Genomic DNA, 17332 nt, shown 5'->3' on the forward strand with positions numbered 1-17332 from the left:
ATGACTTGACACAGGATCATGCACAGGGGATTTTACCCCGCAAGGCCACATCCCTGCGGGGTGCAGACCTCTGCTGCCACAGGATGGCGAGGAGCTTTCCCCCGGTGACGCACGGCATTACTTCCTGACTAAGATAATAAAAGTTACATAAATATTCGACGATGCGCATATTAAAAAAAATCTTTGATCAGAACAACCAATGGGCACAAGATATGACCAGGTCTGATCCTGATTTTTTCCACAAACTCTCCGGCCAGCAAAATCCTCAATATCTGTGGATTGGATGCGCGGACAGCCGTGTCCCGGCAAATCAAATTACCGGCATGCTCCCAGGCCAGGTCTTCGTGCATCGTAATATTGCCAATATTGTGTCCCATACAGATTTAAATTGCCTTTCAGTTATTCAGTACGGCGTCGAAGTGCTTAAAATAAAACATATTATTGTGTGCGGGCATTATGGATGCGGTGGTATAAAAGCGGCCTGGGAAGACAAGGAAAATGGATTGATTGACAACTGGTTAAGAAACATCCAGGATGTCCAACGGTTTCACCAGCCGGAGTTGGATTGCCTCCAAAGTGAAAATGAAAAACTTGATCGCCTATGCGAGCTGAATGTTATTGAACAAGTGGTGAATGTGTGTCGCACAACAATCGTCCGAGGCGCGTGGCAACTCAACCGGGAACTGGCAATTCATGGCTGGATTTACAATGTTAAAGACGGGTTGTTGAAAGACCTGGATATCTGCATAACGAACCAGGGCGATATTCCTGACACGCTTCTACCGCGCATGTCCTGTTCTTAATTGGTGAGATAAGAGGAAAACCCTTATGTCATTTACCATCACTATTGCCGGTATTTTAATACTCTGCAGCATTTGTCAGTGGGCCGCCTGGCGGGTGAAACTGCCGGCGATTATTTTTCTACTCCTTACCGGCATTGCCGTCGGTCCTCTCTTTGGTCTTGTCAATCCGGATGAAATGCTTGGCCCGCTTTTTCTTCCCTTTATCTCGTTTTCCGTTGCCATCATTTTGTTCGAGGGAGGGCTGACCCTAAAATTTCGTGATCTTTTGGGATTGGAAGCTGTTGTCAGAAATCTGGTAACCATCGGTATGGTTGCAACCTGGATCATAACAGCCTGGGGAACAAGGCTTCTGACAGGGCTTTCCTGGGAGCTCTCGTTTTTGTTCGGTGCCCTTACTGTTGTGACCGGACCCACGGTGATTATTCCGATGTTGAAAACTGTACGGCCGACAGCTTCCATTGCAACTATTCTTCGCTGGGAAGGGATCGTGATCGATCCCATTGGCGCGTCCCTGGGTGTTCTTGTCTATGAATTTATCATCGCCGGCGGGGGGCAGGGGGCATGGATGCATACCATTGTCACATTCGGCATGATTGTGGCTGCAGGGTGTATTACCGGGCTGGCTGGGGGATATGTTTTTGGTCTTCTGCTAAGACATCGCTGGATACCGGAATACCTGCAGAATTTGTCGACGCTGTCTCTGGTTTTGGCAGCTTTTGCCTTGTCCGATACGGTCCAGGCTGAGTCCGGTCTGGTTGCGGTGACGGTTATGGGAATGGTGCTGTCCAACATGAAAGATATTGAGATTGAGGAGATCCTCAACTTTAAGGAGAGCCTGAGCCTGCTTCTGATTTCCATGCTTTTCATCCTGCTCGCCGCCCGTCTTGATCTGGCCGCCATAACGGAACTGGGATGGTCGGTTGTTGGGATCTTTCTCGTCATTCAATTTGTTGCAAGACCGCTCAATGTGATACTTTCCACGGCCGGCTCAGCCCTGTCCTGGCCTGAACGTCATCTGCTTGCCTGGATAGCGCCCCGAGGTATTATTGCCGCCGCCGTTTCAGCCTTGTTTGCCCTCAAGCTCGAAACGGCTGGTTTTGCGAATGCCCAGGTCCTTGTCCCGCTTGTTTTTTCGGTTATTATCGGCACCGTAATTCTCCAGAGTCTTACCGCCAGACCCATTGCTGTTTTGCTCAAAGTGGCAGAGCCTGAGCCCCTGGGATTTTTGATCGTCGGTGCCAATACCCTGGCGATCGCCATGGCAAAGTCACTGGTGGAGAAAGGGTTCAGGGTTCTGCTGGCAGATACCTCCATGGACAGGATTGCCGCGGCAAAGATGGAGGGTCTGCAAACCTACCTGGGCAATCCGATTTCAGAACATGCGGACCGCCATCTCGACCTGGTGGGAATCGGCTGTCTGCTGGCGTTGTCCCACCATGAGAGTATCAATACTGCTGCTGCAATGCGCTATCGGCTGGAATTCGGCAAAGATAACATTTACATGGTTCGAGCCAAGGCAGATGACGCGACGACCGAAAGAATGAGACCGCCGGCCCAGTGGATCGGAGAAATGCTTTTTGGAACAGAGCTGACCTATGCAGAACTGGCAGCACAGCTGGCCCTGGGCGGACAGATCAAAACGACATCTATAACCGAAGAATTCACCCTTGAAAACCTTTTGTCTTCCCATAAAGATAAAGTATCACTGCTGTTTGCCCAGGATGCCCAGAAGCGCCTGCACTGGTTTACCGAAGTTTATCAGCCGGAGCTCAAACCGGGATGGCAGATCAGTTTCCTTTTGCATGCAGATCCTGCGGAGCCTGACTCAGATGAACAGGCGTCCCGGGAAGCACAAGCGGGTGAAAGCTGAGGTTTCCGGCCGTTCTGACAATAGTCGTAAAACATGAATCTAGGAGAGCTGAAACTGGCCAATGGCGTCCTTTCCGGTCTCCTTGATGGCAAACAGAGCCTGATCTGCAGCGGCTATCAAGTCATGCATATCGGTGGCATGCTGGGGAAAGGTTGCAATACCGAAGCTCGCTGTCAGGCTGACCTCAATGTTTTGCTCTAACTGGTAGGCAGTACTCCGCACCTTGTCATGAATTTCAGAAGCTTTCCGGTACGCCTGGTCTTGATCCATCCCCGGCAGGACCACCACAAACTCATCGCCGGCGTAGGCCACCGCATATGCAGGTTCTTTGAGGCAGCTGTCAATTGTTTGTGCGACTTTAAGGATGGCGCGGCTGCCGTTCAGATGGCCATAGGTATCAACGACCTTTTTGAAATGGTCCAAATCTATAAACAGCAGGGAAAGTGGTGACTTGGCCGCTTTACTGCAATCTATCAGATCATTGAGTGACTGGTACAGATACCTTTGGTTGTAAAGACCTGTCAGGCCATCTCGGAAGGCCTGCTCTCGAAACCGGCGTTCACTTTCCAGCAAGGCTTTCTCTGCCTTCTTGCGCTGGGAGATATCCACCATGGCAATTGCCACTCGTTCCAGCGTATCCTCATGGCCGGAAACGGCCAATGATTTCCCCAGTACGACCTTGGTCTCACCGCTGGTGGTTACAATTGTTTCCTCCCGTTCGACGGTGGTATGCCCTTCAGCAGTTTTCAGGATGACCTCGCGGGCCATTTCGAAAAATTCGTTGGCATCGGTCGAAAGAAAGGCCCCATTCGGCGTCACGGTTCGGGGAATTCCCATCAGATCCAGGAAGGCGTGATTAAAGTCGGCTGTTCTGATTAACTCCCAGCCATGGTAAATTTCTTCCGGGTGTTCTTCAAAATATGTTCGAAAATTGGAAACCCCAGACGTACGCAACTCTTCCAGATAGGATTTCAACCGGGAGACATCCCATTCGATAATGGCGATGGGAGCCGATTGAAATAACTGGCGGTAGCGTCGCTCGCTTTCTTTGATCGCTTCCTCTGCGCGCTTCAAATCAGTGTAGTCTTCGGCAATGGCCATAACTCCGTTGATGTCTCCATTTTCTGCAGCTATCGGGCTCAGATTATAGCGCAGATGAATGGTGGCTCCCTGGCTATTGGTATAGGGACGTTCGGCAATGACCAGTTTCTTCTGATTGATGCAGCGTTGAATATCGCTGTAGATCTCCGCTAGAGCCATGGTCTGGCGTTCTAATGGGGTGAGCGCCGTTGGTGGGTCGTCAGCCGACCAGGAAAGGAGCTCCCGCATCTTGCGGTTGATCCCGGTTATGTTGCCCTGGAGATCGACCGTGAAAATTCCCAGCGGGGCGCTGTCGCTCAGCAGCTGATTTCTTTCTTCACAGGCTCTGCGTGCCGCCTCGGCGCGCTGGTAGCGCTGTTCAAATACTCTTAAATCATCAATTTCTCGACGCAATGCATTTATTTCATTCATAAATTCGTCTTTGATCGTTGATTTTTTTACGGGAGTTGGGCACTGTTTTTTTACAAGACAATCATTTCTAAGTCACTAATAACAAATAGTGCACGAACTAAGGACGAAATAAGGATGCAGGGGACGGAAAAAAAGTCTTCAAAGAAGCCTTTTTTCTCATGGTTTTATCGCCCTACGTGACTTTTTGTTTCCCTGTACCTTACATTAAGGCGTGAACTCATGCATGGATAGTATAAAATTTGATGTAGTGGCCGCCTGCATCACTTTACATAACGACTGAAGAAACCGGCTTCGCAGCTCCCTGCCGTTTGGATAGGGGATAAAGCCCGGAGAAATAGTGCCTTGTGGATCCGGCTCGCAGGTGATCCTGGTCCGGTGAAAACGTACCGGACAGGGTGTCGAACATATATGTAATCCGGTAGTAAAACTTCATTGTTGCCGTGTGTTCATCTGTAGAATCCAGAGATCGCCGGCAACCCACCTCTCTCTCTCTTTGCGCAGGCTGGTCTTCTTTTCTGTTAACACCAGCCAGTCCGCTGCACCCGCAATACTGTGGATATAGTCGCGGGAATAGGCGAATCTGCCGGTCTTTTGGAGCTGATAGCCCGTTGAGTCGGTTGCATCGAGGGTTTCCGTAGAAAAGCAGAAGAGTGCCCCCGGCCGGGCGACAGCGCGCAGGGCGCTGAAAATAGCGCCCAATTCCCCGACATAGATAAAAACATCGGTGGCGAGAAAAAAATCATAGGTTGCCGCGGTTGTCTGTAAGTAGTGAATGATGCTGTCCTGGTACAGACCATGGTAACAGTCCTTTCCTGCTGCCTGTAAAAGCATGTTTGCGGAAAGGTCAACGCCATCAAGAACAGGGACAATGCCTTTGAAGGCGATACCGCTGAGGCCAGTCCCACAGCCGAGATCGAGGCCATGGTCGTATTGATCCTTAACGCCCTTTAGCTGAGTACATCTCTTAAAACATGCCTGCAGCTGCCGGGGGGTGTCGTAACCCAGACCATCCACCAGACTTTGTTCAAAGTCCTCAGCATAGGCATCGAAAAAATGCCGGACATAGGAGTCGGGAGCGTGCTCAAGCGGAGTGCCGAGAAGAGATGCGAGCATATAGTGTGCCGAATCGTCGTCCGACCGCAAGGTCAGTACCTGTCGATAACAGATTTCCGCCTGCTGCATATCGCCACTGCGATGATAAAGATAGGCCAGATTGTTGAGCGCCGGCAGATAATCGGAATCGAGCGCCAGCGCCCTTTGGTAGCAGGAAATTGCCTGCTCGTCGGCATGGGTGTCACGATAACAGCCGGCAAGATTGTACCAGGCGTCGGTATTGTCCGGCCTGGCTTCCAGCAGCTGACGGTATGTGGCAACTGCGGCACGGCTGTCGCCGGTTTTTTTCTGGCTGAGGGCCAGATTAAAAAGGGTATCACTGTCTTCCGGTTGAGACGTCAGGGCCTGGGAAAATTCGTGCAGGGCGCCGGTGAAGTTTTCCAGACTATAGTATACCAGGCCGAGGTTATAGCGAAGCATGGCCGCGTCCGGAAAGTACCCAAGCAGCAGCAGGTATTTCTCCTCGGCCTCCGCGAAACGCCCTGCTGTTTGGGCATTGCAGGCCTCGGTGAAGAAACCGTTCAGCTCTTCATCGGAATAACGTGGTGGGGAGATGGGCATTTTAGCAACTTTTCACGGGTTATTGAATTGGGTCATGGTCAAATACATAGCCCAGCGAACGTCTGCTTTTAAAATATTTTGGCTTTTTGGGCTGTTCTTCAAAGTAGCGACGGAAGCGGACAATGTAGTTGTCGACGGTACGGGTTGACGTTCCCTTGTTGTAGCCCCAGCCGATCTCCAGTAATCTGCTGCGGGACAGGGGCTTTCCTTTATTGACAATAAACAGTTTGAGCAACTTTATTTCCTGCTCGGTCAGTTGAATGGTTCCGGCGCAGCACTCCGCCTGGCCACTGGAGAAATCAACAGTGTTGGCACCAAAGCGGTACACGTTCTGCTTTTGTTCCGGTGTCTTCAGGGTGTCGTCCTGTTCCCGCTGCCACTGATCCCGGGTCAGCAGGCGGCCCACTCGCAGGAGGAATTCTTCGAGGCTGAAGGGTTTGGTCATGTAGTCATCGACCCCGACGAGAAAACCGTCGACCCTGTCCGCGGCATCCACCTTGGCCGACAGGATGAGGACAGGCAGGCGTTCATCCTCCAGGCGAATGTTTTGCAGAATCTGCATGCCGTCGATGCCGGGTAACATGAGATCCAGCACGATCAGATGGGGACACCACTGTTTCCAGGCTTCCAGCCCTTCGATGCCATTCTGCGCGACCTTCACCTCGTGGCCCTGCAGGCTCAGGTTCAACTCGATGCCTTCGGCGATATGGCGGTCATCTTCGATAATTAAGATGCGCTTTTTAGCTGTTGCAGTCACTTGGTCTCTCTTGCTCCAATATGGGTGGGGGATGTCTTGGCAAGCTCAGGGTAAAGCTCGCTCCTTTGCCTATCCCGTCGCTCTGGGCGGTTATTTTGCCTTTGTGGAACCTGGCCACCTGGTCGACCATATATAACCCCAGACCAGTCCCGCCGACATGATGCGAATTCTCCCGCTCGATCTGAAAAAATTTCTGGAAAATCTTCTTGCTCTGGGACTTGTCAAACCCTATGCCGTTATCGGCAAAGCAGATCAATACGTTTTTCTCCGTCTGACTGAAGGTAATGGTAATCCGCGGACACTCGCTCTCGTTGTGCCTGATGCCATTGGCCAGCAGGTTCATCAGCAGCATCTGGAAAAGTCCTTGATTTATCGCACAATAATAGCAATTCGGGAGCTGCTGCTGCATGACGATCTCGCTGCCGCGAAATAATTGTCCATTTTTTCGGCAAAACTCTTCTATCTCTGCCACGGCGTCGACTATGACGAGCTCGCCGCTAAAGATTTTGGCTTCGATTCGGGCCAGGTGAAGGATGCTGTTAATGTTGTCGGAGAGCCGTCCGACATCGGCCAGCATATACTCCAGGTATTTCAGTTGCTTGTCCCTTGGCAACTCATGCTTTATGAAGGTTTCCAGGTAAAGTCGGAGCGAAGTCGTCGGGGTCTTCAGCTCATGGGTAAAGCTGTTGATGAAGTTGTACTGTGACCGGTAGAGGGCCTGGGTTTTTCGCTGATAGACAAAAATAATGAAAATGCCAAGCAGGATGATGCCGACCAGGATTGACAGAACCATGATCACCACCCAGGTCTGCCACGATTCGAACTGCTGCGGGTCAAGGTTGGTCTTTTTGATGACGGCCTTGAGGCCGGTACTCACCTCAACGTACCAGTAGATATACAAAAACAGCGAGAGGCCGAGGGCAATTATCGAAAAAACGAAGATAGCGACCGGATGCAGAAACCAGATGGAGCGTTTCATTGCTTCCGGCCGTTTTGTAAAAGAATTGTCATTTGTCTCGCTTGACTATCTACCATCAAATTAATGAGTTACTCTACCTCAATGCATTTTTCCACATTCTTTCAGGCGACGAGGTATTCCCTATGACAGACAAGTATCCGGTCCATCACCTTGGTACGAAGGCACAGGTCTTGTTGACCAGTGTTTTCGGTCCCTATGCCCAGGACGACGAGTACGGCAGCAGTGCAATCAATCCGATGGAACTGTACCACAATCAAGTCACCCGCGTACAGGGAGTTTTCAGCCTGCGCATGTTTCATCGCTCTTTTGGTTTGTTGATGATCAAAGAGAATATCGAAGCCCCCTGCACTTTGCTCGACTTTCCGGATCTGGAGCGCTTTATCGAGACGATTCGCACCAATCGCTACCATGTCATCGGCATCGGTTCCATTATCCCCAATGTCAACAAGGTCAAGAAAATGTGCGAACTGATCCGCACCTATCAGCCCGGCGCAGTTATCGTGGTCGGTGGACATATCAGTAATATGGAAGGGATCGATACACTTATCGATGCCGATCATATCGTCCGGGGCGACGGTATCAAATGGTTTCGTCAATACCTGGGGCAGGATATGACCAGGCCGGTCAGGCATCCGGCGGTGGCTTCGGCCTTTGGTGCAAGGATCCTCGGCCAGGAGCTTTCCGAAAAGCCGGGAGATACCGCGGCCATCGTGGTGCCTTCGGTTGGCTGTCCCATGGGATGCAACTTCTGCTCAACTTCGGCTCTTTTTGGCGGGAAGGGCAAATTCAATAATTTTTATGAGACCGGGGAGGAGCTCTATGCGGTGATGGCCGATCTGGAAGAAAAATTGCAGACAAGCTCATTTTTTATCCTTGATGAAAACTTCCTCCTCCATCAACAACGGGCACTGGGCCTGCTCGAACAGATGAAAGCACATAATAAGAGCTGGGCCCTGTATGTCTTCAGCTCGGCCAAGGTTCTGCGCTCCTATCGGATGGAACAGCTCGTCGAGCTTGGTATTTCCTGGGTCTGGATGGGCCTTGAGGGAAAACAAAGCCAGTATGTAAAACTTGCAGGCATTGACACAAGATCGCTGATCCACGACCTGCAGGACCACGGTATCCGGGTGCTCGGCTCCTCGATCATTGGTTTGGAGGGGCATAGTCCGGAAAATATCGATCAGGTCATCGACTATGCGGTCTCCCATGCCACCGATTTTCACCAGTTCATGCTGTATACTGCCAATCAGGGAACGCCTCTCTATACAGAGTTGAAAGAAAAGGGGGCTTTATTGCCGCCGGAGGAATTCAAGGTCTCCGACAGCCATGGCCAGTTCCGTTTCAACCATCGCCATCCCCATATTCCGGCAGGCGCGGAAGAAAAAATACTCCTTGAGGCCTTTGAACAGGATTTCAAGGTGAATGGTCCCAGCCTCTCCCGGCTTATCCGGACCATCCTGAAAGGCTGGCAGCGCTATGCCTCGCATCCGGATAATCGGATTAGAAACCGTTACCTTAAAGATGTCAAACCGTTGCGCACCATGTATGCGGGCGCCGTCTGGGCCATGAAAAAGTGGTACCGGCATGACCCGGTTCTGCATCAACAACTTGCCGATTTACTCCAGGATATCTACACCACCCTCGGCTGGCAGCCTCGCCTGGTCGCCCCGGTGGCGGGTCGCTCTATCTACTGGACCATGAAAAAAGAAGAAAGACGCTTTGCCGCCGGCTGGACTCTTGAACCAAAGACTTTTTTTGAAAAAAATCAGGCAGCTCTGGCCTTAGCCGAGGTGAGTGGTGGCAAAGGCCTTGCGGGGCCTCTATGCGCGCCGAAAATTATGCAGGATCTTGCTGCTCATAAACCGTTGTGATTACCACTAAAGTTCAGCTTAGAAGGTCCAGAGGGATATGAGGAGCCCTTTTCACGGGACGCCATAAACCCGTCCCTGGGGGCTTGACCGCAGCCATCCAGGCTGCGGAACACCCGTGCAAAGGGCACCTCATATCCCTATGCAGCTGAAGTTTAGTGGTAATAACATTCTGTTAAGAGTCACTATATTTACTATCCAAAATCTGGTGAATCAGCTCCTGCCGATCCTGATCTGAGATGTAGGGTTTTATCCTCGCGTCGAGTAATTTGGCCTCACGCGCCCTCTTCCTGGCAGCTGCCTGTTCTGACAGGGAAATGAGATCTTGTAGATCGCACGGTTTCGTCAGATAATTGAAAGCGCCGAACTTTAACGCTTCAACGGCAGAACGGGTCGAAGCGTGGCCTGTGAGCATAATGACCTCAATAAGAGGATGCTTGAGTTTGATTTTTTGCAGCGTCGTCATCCCGTCTGGCGCAGGCATGCTGATATCGAGTAATACGATGTCGACAGAATTGTCCATTTCAAGTCGTTTCAGTGCTTCTGCCCCGGTAAAAGTACACTCCACCGCGTAGCCCCTCTGACGCAGGCGCAAGGCAAGGGCCTCAATAAACTCCTGTTCATCATCGACAAGAAGAAAACTAAACGAATTCATATGGATCTGCTGCTGTTGAGGGAATAAACTTTTCCGGCCTTTCAGTTCTCCGGCTTCGTCCTTACCTGTCGTACAAAGATAACCATTCCTGCGTTATTGATAAGCCTCGTCGAATTGAAAGGATCTCCATTTTCTACATGGAGGTTTCAGAGCCGACCACGTTTTCCTTGCCACATTGTGCGTGCACCTCAACTGAGTATTAACAGTGGCACATCGAAGGCCAGTAAACCGGAGCCTCCCTTTGGCTTGCCATTCTTTCTCATAAGGTCTGGTCGGTGTCAGTGTATGAAATAACGCATATTCGTTGCCTGACTATCTGCAGGATCTCATCCGGTTAGGCGCGTTTGTGTTGATAAGCGATATGAAATGGACTGGTGATCTGAATACCTACTTGATATCCGACTAGCAGAGAAGCCAAAGGATGACTAATATGGAAAGCTAGAAGCTATGAAGAGAGGAACGCGGATCGTTTTGGTGAATCGGACCTTTTGCAGGCAACAGAGAAACATAGGATAAAAAATGGCAGGTGGGTGGACCAGCGACGGAGCTGTACAACAACAAATCGATGCAAGTGTGGAAGATGCCGTAAAATTAGCCAGGAGCCGTATCCCTAAAGGCAAGAGCCTAAGCCACTGCGAGGAATGCGACGAGCCGATCCCGGCGGCCAGAAGAGACGCTATTCCAGGTGTCCGTCTCTGCATCCTCTGTCAATCTGAGAAAGAGAAGCGTCAGACCTTTGCAACCGGTATTAACAGGCGAGGCAGTAAGGATAGCCAGTTGAAATAGGTTTGAGTTCCACATACCGAGGCGCTGGCCGAGTCCACACCCTTGGGGATCTTTCTAATCGAATTGATCTGTCAGAATGAATAATACTCATGTCGCATCATTTGCACATGCATTGGAGTTTGCATTGGTAATGTGTTATCGATTTTACGGAGGAAAACGATGTTGCTTTTTGTCTGGCGCCACAGCAAACGCTTTTCCAGCTGGTCCATGCTGGATGAGCCGCATATCCACAAGGAAAATTATCTGCAGGCTGATGTAACGGTGCTGGCACCGTCCAAGGCCGAGGCTCTGGAGCTGCTCGAGCGCAACGGCAACTGGAATGTTGAGGAGCTGCAGCGGATCGAGCCCGAGGTCCTTGACCTGGACCAACCTCGTATCATCACCAGCCATGTCGCATTTCAATAGAACTATGGCACTCGGCATCTCCACCATGTGCTGAGTCTCTGTTTGATCAACGGGACCTATATTGAATTGACCCGATAGCTTTGCAATCAGGGGTAACCCCAACATTCATGCAATAGGAGGCCGTCTGACTTTCCGGTAAAACGACCCAAGTCGATTTCTAACGTATTTCGAAGGAGATAAGCGATTCTAATATTTCCAAATGGCCCGTGGGTACATGGTTGTTGGGTTTCCCCAAATGGTTGAACCTGTTCCTGTCGGATGCTATTTTCTGTCACCGCATCAATAGGGCTTTCATGCTTTGTTGTGCTTTGCAAAAGCGAAGTTTATTTTTTCAAGAAGTTCATTGATATCGGTTGGTTTCATGATGTAATCGATGGCACCTTTTTCCATTGCCAGTATACCGGCGGCCCTGGATCCATGGCCTGTAAGCATTATGACTTCAATGTCGGGATCATGCTTTTTTATCCGAGCGAGAACATCAATTCCATTTATATCTGGCATTTTTAGATCAAGAATTACGATATTAGGAGCTATCTCAACAAGTTTCTTCAATCCCTCAGTGCCACTGTGTACGTCTGTGGAGTCTATGCCTCGTAAACGCAAGCGTTCACACAGAGTTGAGGCAAACTCAACTTCATCATCAATAATTAACAGCTTTGCTTTATCCATGTGATCCTTTCTTCTTAACTGTTTTTGACCGGCAGGGTAATTTCAAATTCTGTTCCCTTGCCGACCTCTGATTGCACATTGATGCGTCCACCAAGTTTTTTTAGTATGCCATAGGTTATGGACAACCCCAGGCCGGTTCCTTTGCCGGTTTCTTTGGTAGTAAAAAAAGGATCAAAGATGCGTCGTTGCACATCCGGAGACATCCCTTTTCCAGTATCGGTAATTTTTACCTGAATGGTTTCTGGATCAATCTGCTTACTGCTCAGCACAATTTGGCCATTGCTGCCAATCGCATCAATGGCATTGTTTGTGATATTTAGAAAAACCTGCTGCAGTTGGCTGCGATCGCTGAATATTTTCTGTATATCCTGATCCAGTTCAAAGCATATATCAATTTGACTATAGGTGGCTTCTTGTGCCAGAAAAGCCACAACTTCCTGCAAAACCAGGTTGATGTCAATTTCTTCTGTCTGAACATCAGTATGTCGGGCAAAGCCAAGTAATCGGTGGGTTATTGTTTTGCATCGCACCACACTATTCTGTATGCTGTCGAGCGCCCCTTGCATTGATTCCTTGTATTGGAAATCTCCTGTCATTTCGAAATAATCCTGAATAAGACCGGTTTTTTCATTTATTATCGATAGTGGATTGTTTATTTCATGCCCCACTCCCGCCGCCAACCGACCGATGGAGGCAAGTTTATTTGCATGCTCGGCCTCGATAAGAAATTGTTGCCGTTTTTTGTCTGCTTCACGAATGTGATTGGTAATTCCGTCGCTCAATTTTAAAATCACAAATATCGCAACAATTGCACAACAAAGAAAAATTGTGTCTAAGCGTATTTTAAATGAGGACCATGCATCTCCCTGTAAATAGAGTCTTTTTACCATGTCTATCCGCCATGGCGTACCCTTCAGCGGAACGGATGCATGGAGGACTTCCTGGCCGTTGAAATTTTTCAGGACAATTAAATCTGAAGCTTCTGGCAAGATCTTATTGTGTGTTGACAGAAAGCGGGAAATGTCAGAACTTATTGTTTTGTCAACACTGTAAAGAACATTTTCTTTACCGATTTCACCATATTGCTGTGGGCGTGTCTGCGCTATATTCTTTGCATCAACCAGAAAAATATCATCGACGGAGGTTGTACTGATAGTATCAACAAAGCGTTGTAAGGTTTTGCCGTCAATTGTGACACGTAAAACCCAGGACCCTTCCTGTTTGGGATGTTTTCTGCTTATGGCTATGACAAAATGGGGAACTTGTCTGAAACCGGAGAAAACATTGCTGATGTATACCCCACGGAGCAGAACTTCCTGATACCAGGTTTGGTCACGGTAGTTTTGAGCCTTCAGATGATATGGCCCAACATATGATTTCTGCATTCCTTCGGAATCAATGATCTCGATATCCGCAAAATCGGGATGCTCTTTCTGCAGCCTCACGAAAAGGGCTTTAAGATTCTTTGGATCAATCAAATCTTGATAGCGATCATCGCGCGCAACAAGTCTGACACTTGACTGTAGTTTTGATACAAGGAGTTCAATAGTGCTCTGAGCTTGCTCCAGATTCAACATCAGTTGGGTTAACTCATCTTTTTGCAGCAGTTGTTTGTATTGATAATGTGAAAGGATAGAGATAATTGTCAACGGAACCAGAACCAGTATCGTCAAGAGAAGAGAAAGACCTCTTGAAAATTTCTTGTAACTTTTGTCAAGGTCAGCTCCATGATCAATATCTCTTGAGGGAGAAGGAAGAATACCTGCCAGCCAACCGGATTTGTGCTTCATAAGGCCCCCTCTCTGGATGTTACTCGCGACAACATCGCGCCTGGTTTAAGAGAATTATCCATAACCAACCTCAGAACCTCAGCATGGGGCCCGATGACGGCATCGAACACCATGATTTTTTTCCAGATCAGAAATTGGTAGTGTTCCTCTTCGATTCCTCCACAGACAACGACACCAATGTTTTCCTTGAGGACAAGATCACATAACAACTCAGCAGACATCTCAGACAAGACCAACGAATGTGGTTCTTCCAGCAGTTGCCGGTCATAACAGGTTGCAATGATAACCTCCGCACTCATATCAAATCGGGGAGATATATAGTCGCCTCTTGTTGTCATCATGATTTTCATTTTTCCCCCTTATGTCAGCCTGTATTTTTTTATTTTACGCCAAAGAGTGGTCCTTCCCCAGCCAAGAAGCTCAGCGGCCTTAGAACGATTACCCCCCGTTTTAACCAGCGCATCCATAATATTCTCTTTTTCCGCCTCAGCCCAACCTCCAGTTTTTGCTTGAACGGACTGTTCCGGGGGAGGGGATGAAAGCGAAGGGTCAACATGATCGGTGTGATTGACCCGAGGAGACTTTGTCGGTTTTACCAGGTATTGCGGCAGATCTTTTACCCCGATCTTTTTTTCCTGGCAGAAAGTTACCGCATACTCTACGATGTTTCGCAACTCGCGGACATTGCCCGGGTAGTGGTAAGAACTGAGCCTGTCGATCGATTTTCTGTTGAACCCAATAATATCCCGAGCGAGTTTGGTTCTGAACTGGCGTAAAAAATGATCCAGCAACAGGGGAATGTCACCGTCACGTTCCCGAAGTGGAGGTATGTGCAAGTGGAGAACATTGAGCCGATAAAAGAGGTCTTCCCTAAAGCGTCCCTGTTCTACCTCCATCCTGAGAGAGCGATGGGTTGCCGCAATAATACGTACGTCTATCTCTATTTGTTTGCTTCCTCCCACAGGATAAAAAGCATGATCGTCCAGAACGGAAAGCAGTTTTACCTGCAGTGGAAGTGATAGATCTCCTATCTCTGTGAGAAATATAGTCCCTTTGTCGGCTAGTCGAAACATGCCGATATTATCGTTTACCGCACCGGTAAACGCCCCTTTAACATGACCAAAAAGTTCAGATTCAAGTAAAGCTGCCGGCAGAGCGCCGCAGTTGACCTTGATAAATGGCTTACGCCCACGCTGTGATAATTTATGGAGCTGCTCCGCGATCTTATCCTTTCCCGTTCCTGTTTCACCGGTGATCAAAACTGACGCATCAGTGCGGGCAAGCACAGACATCAATTCAAAAACTTCTTCCATCTGTCGACTATGGCCAATGATACCGAATTCTTGGTCATCTCCTTGGAGATCAGCTTTTTTTGCCTGTAAAGCCGAAATGTCTTCCAGTACAATCAGTATCCCTGTTGGCTTGTGTCGCAGGTCATGCAAGCGGGAAATGGTAAACTGGATTGGTATTTTCTCGCGCCTCTTGTTTATTAAGTTCCCTTCTTTGGAAACGGAAAGGCCGTCTTCTAAAACCTTCCTGCACACCTGATCATTATTGCCAAGGTTTGTCCGTAGTATGAAGTCACTATATATTCCACTAACCTCATCACTGCTATAGCCGACCAGACCCTCGCAGGAGCGATTTATAGCTACGATACATAGCTTTGTATCGAGGAGGACAATGCCATGTGGAATTGCATTCAATAACTCGGGAAGATTAGTTTTCATCGACTGTATCTTGTTGAAAATATGTCACATATTAACATTCACAGCGGCCATTTGTTATATTCTAGCGGTTTTATTGCATTCTGTACCTACTTTTCATAAATTGGTGATCTTGCAGTACACCTTTAACCGATTCTGAGTAAAGATACCCAAGATACCGGCCGCACTATTTCCCATGTGTACGAAATTGTGTGTGTGGCCTCTTGAGCCAAAACTCAAACTGTTGCTGCATCAGGACAACACGAGCTATCCGTGCAGTAACAGTTTGAACACCAGGGGGGAATGCATTTAGCACCGTTTTTTGCCGACAGGAGCTAGAGAGGCATAATGTCGAAAAAACGACCGTTTATCAGGAAATGCGTACCGATACTGGCAGCATACCCCAAGGCGATTACCGGCAGCCATTTCATATGCCCGAAAAAAGTATACTTTCCCTTGGAGAGCCCCATGAGTGCCACACCGGCAGCGGAGCCAATAGAAAGCAGGCTGCCACCGACCCCTGCAGTAAGAGTAACCAGGAGCCAGTGTCCCATGGACATCTCCGGATTCATGGTAAGCACTGCAAACATGACCGGTATGTTGTCCAAGATAGCAGAAAGAACCCCTACCATCACATTGGCCGTTGTTGGACCCCAGTCGCCATACATGGTCTGGGAAGCAATGCCCAGGTAGCCAATAAAGCCAAGTCCACCCACGCAGAGAATAACACCATAGAAAAACATCATGGTGTCCCACTCGGCTCGGGCAATCTTTTTGAATACATCAAAAGCTACAGTGTCGCCGACCATTTCATCTGCTTTCTCCGGATCATAGCTTGCCACACCATGTCCATTTTTATGGGTTTTCTTCAGGTAGAAACCAAATATCTTCAGATATGCAAGACCTGTCATCATGCCCATCATGGGCGGCAGGTACAGAAAACTATGAAAACTGACGGCGGTAACAATGGTCATCAGAAAGAGGAGCATGACCACAACAGCACCGCGTTTCATCTTGACATCGATCTCGCAGGTGGCAGGGTTGATTTTTGGTACGGCAAAACTCATGATTACCGCCGGCACCAGCCAGTTAACGACAGAAGGGATAAAAAGATTAAAGAAAGTCCAGAAATCTACAATGCCTTTCTGCCAGACCATAAGAGTGGTGATATCGCCAAATGGGCTAAATGCTCCTCCTGCATTGGCGGCAATAACGATGTTGATACAGGCAAGACCGATAAATTTAGCATTGTCTTTGCCTATAGCCATGACTACAGCGCACATAAGCATCGCGGTGGTCAGGTTGTCGGCTACGGGCGAAATAAAAAATGCCAGCAAGCCCGTAACCCAAAAGAGCTTACGAAAAGAAAATCCGGCACAGACCAGTCTGACCCGCATAGCCTCAAAAACCTGCCGCTCCTCCATGGCGTTAATGTAGGTCATTGCCACCAGCAGGAAGAGAAAAAGTTCCGCGTATTCCAGTATATTATGGCGAACCGCTGTTTCAGCTGCATGGGTAAAACCGTTACTGGCATATATCCAGGCAATAATCCCCCATATCAACCCGGCAGCAAGCAGGATCGGTTTTGATTTACGCATATGCGTATACTCTTCCGCGATAACCAGGCTATAGGCAACCACAAAAATAATAAGGGAGGTGTAGCCAACCCAGTGCGAGGTAAGATCGAGAGAAGGGGCTTCCCCGGTGGCCATTGCCATGACCACACCGGGGATACCTAATAGTAAAAAGACCAGAAAAATAACTCTGTTAGAAAAACCGAACACGACCTACCTCCTTTTTATAAGCGATAAATTGAAAATTTATTGAGTTGACCGTTACCGTCTTCAGCAAAACAGCTGTT

General features: G+C 48.8%; 15 protein-coding genes. 5 read left to right on the forward strand and 10 right to left on the reverse strand.

Features of this window, described 5'->3' with window-relative positions; translation table 11 throughout:
* Positions 1-161: 161 nt before the first annotated feature.
* Together can and FCL47_RS18070 are read left to right on the forward strand one after the other, a co-directional pair.
* Complete coding sequence (gene can / locus FCL47_RS18065) at positions 162-803, forward strand: carbonate dehydratase (protein WP_136815021.1); 642 nt, start codon at positions 162-164, stop codon at positions 801-803.
* Between the two features lie 25 nt (positions 804-828).
* Entirely contained in the window at positions 829-2673 is a 1845-nt protein-coding gene (locus FCL47_RS18070) for a sodium:proton antiporter (RefSeq protein WP_136815023.1), read from the forward strand.
* A gap of 39 nt (positions 2674-2712) precedes the next feature.
* On the opposite strand, the gene FCL47_RS18075 is transcribed toward FCL47_RS18070, so the two are convergent.
* The 4 genes from FCL47_RS18075 to FCL47_RS18090 all read right to left on the reverse strand — a co-directional run bounded on the left by FCL47_RS18075 (position 2713) and on the right by FCL47_RS18090 (position 7595).
* Positions 2713-4185, reverse strand: coding sequence for a diguanylate cyclase (locus FCL47_RS18075; protein ID WP_136815025.1), 1473 nt, complete (start codon positions 4183-4185; stop codon positions 2713-2715).
* A gap of 429 nt (positions 4186-4614) precedes the next feature.
* Complete coding sequence (locus FCL47_RS18080; RefSeq protein WP_136815027.1) at positions 4615-5859, reverse strand: tetratricopeptide repeat protein; 1245 nt, start codon at positions 5857-5859, stop codon at positions 4615-4617.
* A 19-nt stretch (positions 5860-5878) separates the two neighbouring features.
* Entirely contained in the window at positions 5879-6616 is a 738-nt protein-coding gene (locus FCL47_RS18085; RefSeq protein ID WP_136815029.1) for a response regulator transcription factor, read from the reverse strand.
* Positions 6600-7595, reverse strand: a complete 996-nt coding sequence (locus FCL47_RS18090; RefSeq protein ID WP_136815031.1) for a sensor histidine kinase KdpD — start codon at positions 7593-7595, stop codon at positions 6600-6602. The genes FCL47_RS18085 and FCL47_RS18090 overlap by 17 nt, the downstream gene beginning before the upstream one ends.
* Positions 7596-7717: 122 nt before the next feature.
* On the opposite strand from FCL47_RS18090, the gene FCL47_RS18095 reads away from it, so the two are divergent.
* Positions 7718-9466: a B12-binding domain-containing radical SAM protein gene (locus tag FCL47_RS18095; protein WP_136815033.1), complete on the forward strand. Its 1749-nt coding sequence runs from the start codon at positions 7718-7720 to the stop codon at positions 9464-9466.
* A gap of 172 nt (positions 9467-9638) precedes the next feature.
* On the opposite strand, the gene FCL47_RS18100 is transcribed toward FCL47_RS18095, so the two are convergent.
* Complete coding sequence (locus FCL47_RS18100; protein ID WP_136815035.1) at positions 9639-10118, reverse strand: response regulator; 480 nt, start codon at positions 10116-10118, stop codon at positions 9639-9641.
* Positions 10119-10637: 519 nt separating this feature from the next.
* Here FCL47_RS18100 and FCL47_RS18105 point away from each other — a divergent pair.
* Positions 10638-10904, forward strand: coding sequence for a DksA/TraR family C4-type zinc finger protein (locus tag FCL47_RS18105; RefSeq protein WP_136815037.1), 267 nt, complete (start codon positions 10638-10640; stop codon positions 10902-10904).
* Between the two features lie 159 nt (positions 10905-11063).
* Positions 11064-11309 carry a hypothetical protein gene (locus tag FCL47_RS18110; RefSeq protein ID WP_136815039.1) on the forward strand — a complete coding sequence of 82 codons (246 nt, stop codon included), beginning with the start codon at positions 11064-11066 and terminating at the stop codon, positions 11307-11309.
* Between the two features lie 291 nt (positions 11310-11600).
* Here FCL47_RS18110 and FCL47_RS18115 read toward each other — a convergent pair whose 3' ends face one another.
* From FCL47_RS18115 to nhaD, 5 genes are all read right to left on the reverse strand, one after another.
* Positions 11601-11978 carry a response regulator gene (locus FCL47_RS18115; protein ID WP_136815041.1) on the reverse strand — a complete coding sequence of 126 codons (378 nt, stop codon included), beginning with the start codon at positions 11976-11978 and terminating at the stop codon, positions 11601-11603.
* 14 nt (positions 11979-11992) lie between these two features.
* Complete coding sequence (locus FCL47_RS18120; protein WP_136815043.1) at positions 11993-13768, reverse strand: PAS domain-containing sensor histidine kinase; 1776 nt, start codon at positions 13766-13768, stop codon at positions 11993-11995.
* On the reverse strand, positions 13765-14118 hold the full coding sequence (locus FCL47_RS18125) for a hypothetical protein (RefSeq protein WP_136815045.1): 354 nt from the start codon (positions 14116-14118) through the stop codon (positions 13765-13767). The genes FCL47_RS18120 and FCL47_RS18125 overlap by 4 nt, the downstream gene beginning before the upstream one ends.
* 9 nt (positions 14119-14127) lie before the next feature.
* Positions 14128-15495 (reverse strand): sigma-54-dependent Fis family transcriptional regulator, encoded by a 1368-nt coding sequence (locus tag FCL47_RS18130; RefSeq protein WP_136815047.1) that lies wholly within the window; start codon positions 15493-15495, stop codon positions 14128-14130.
* A 311-nt stretch (positions 15496-15806) separates the two neighbouring features.
* The gene (gene nhaD, locus FCL47_RS18135) at positions 15807-17189 is read right to left on the reverse strand and encodes a sodium:proton antiporter NhaD (RefSeq protein WP_136815158.1); all 1383 of its coding nucleotides are present in this window, start codon (positions 17187-17189) and stop codon (positions 15807-15809) included.
* Between the last annotated feature and the right edge of the window lie 143 nt (positions 17190-17332).

The sequence above is a fragment of the Desulfopila sp. IMCC35006 genome, assembly GCF_005116645.1.
Lineage (GTDB): Bacteria > Desulfobacterota > Desulfobulbia > Desulfobulbales > Desulfocapsaceae > Desulforhopalus_A.

Bases quoted from the DNA above. Each gene is read 5' to 3' on its own strand.
- FCL47_RS18070 (WP_136815023.1), top strand. From the start codon at position 829: ATGTCATTTACCATCACTATTGCCGGTATTTTAATACTCTGCAGCATT.
- can (WP_136815021.1), top strand. From the start codon at position 162: ATGCGCATATTAAAAAAAATCTTTGATCAGAACAACCAATGGGCACAA.
- FCL47_RS18120 (WP_136815043.1), bottom strand. From the start codon at position 13,768: ATGAAGCACAAATCCGGTTGGCTGGCAGGTATTCTTCCTTCTCCCTCA.
- FCL47_RS18110 (WP_136815039.1), top strand. From the start codon at position 11,064: ATGTTGCTTTTTGTCTGGCGCCACAGCAAACGCTTTTCCAGCTGGTCC.
- FCL47_RS18075 (WP_136815025.1), bottom strand. From the start codon at position 4,185: ATGAATGAAATAAATGCATTGCGTCGAGAAATTGATGATTTAAGAGTA.
- nhaD (WP_136815158.1), bottom strand. From the start codon at position 17,189: ATGGCAATGGCCACCGGGGAAGCCCCTTCTCTCGATCTTACCTCGCAC.
- FCL47_RS18115 (WP_136815041.1), bottom strand. From the start codon at position 11,978: ATGGATAAAGCAAAGCTGTTAATTATTGATGATGAAGTTGAGTTTGCC.
- FCL47_RS18080 (WP_136815027.1), bottom strand. From the start codon at position 5,859: ATGCCCATCTCCCCACCACGTTATTCCGATGAAGAGCTGAACGGTTTC.
- FCL47_RS18130 (WP_136815047.1), bottom strand. From the start codon at position 15,495: ATGAAAACTAATCTTCCCGAGTTATTGAATGCAATTCCACATGGCATT.
- FCL47_RS18100 (WP_136815035.1), bottom strand. From the start codon at position 10,118: ATGAATTCGTTTAGTTTTCTTCTTGTCGATGATGAACAGGAGTTTATT.
- FCL47_RS18095 (WP_136815033.1), top strand. From the start codon at position 7,718: ATGACAGACAAGTATCCGGTCCATCACCTTGGTACGAAGGCACAGGTC.
- FCL47_RS18090 (WP_136815031.1), bottom strand. From the start codon at position 7,595: ATGAAACGCTCCATCTGGTTTCTGCATCCGGTCGCTATCTTCGTTTTT.
- FCL47_RS18105 (WP_136815037.1), top strand. From the start codon at position 10,638: ATGGCAGGTGGGTGGACCAGCGACGGAGCTGTACAACAACAAATCGAT.
- FCL47_RS18125 (WP_136815045.1), bottom strand. From the start codon at position 14,118: ATGAAAATCATGATGACAACAAGAGGCGACTATATATCTCCCCGATTT.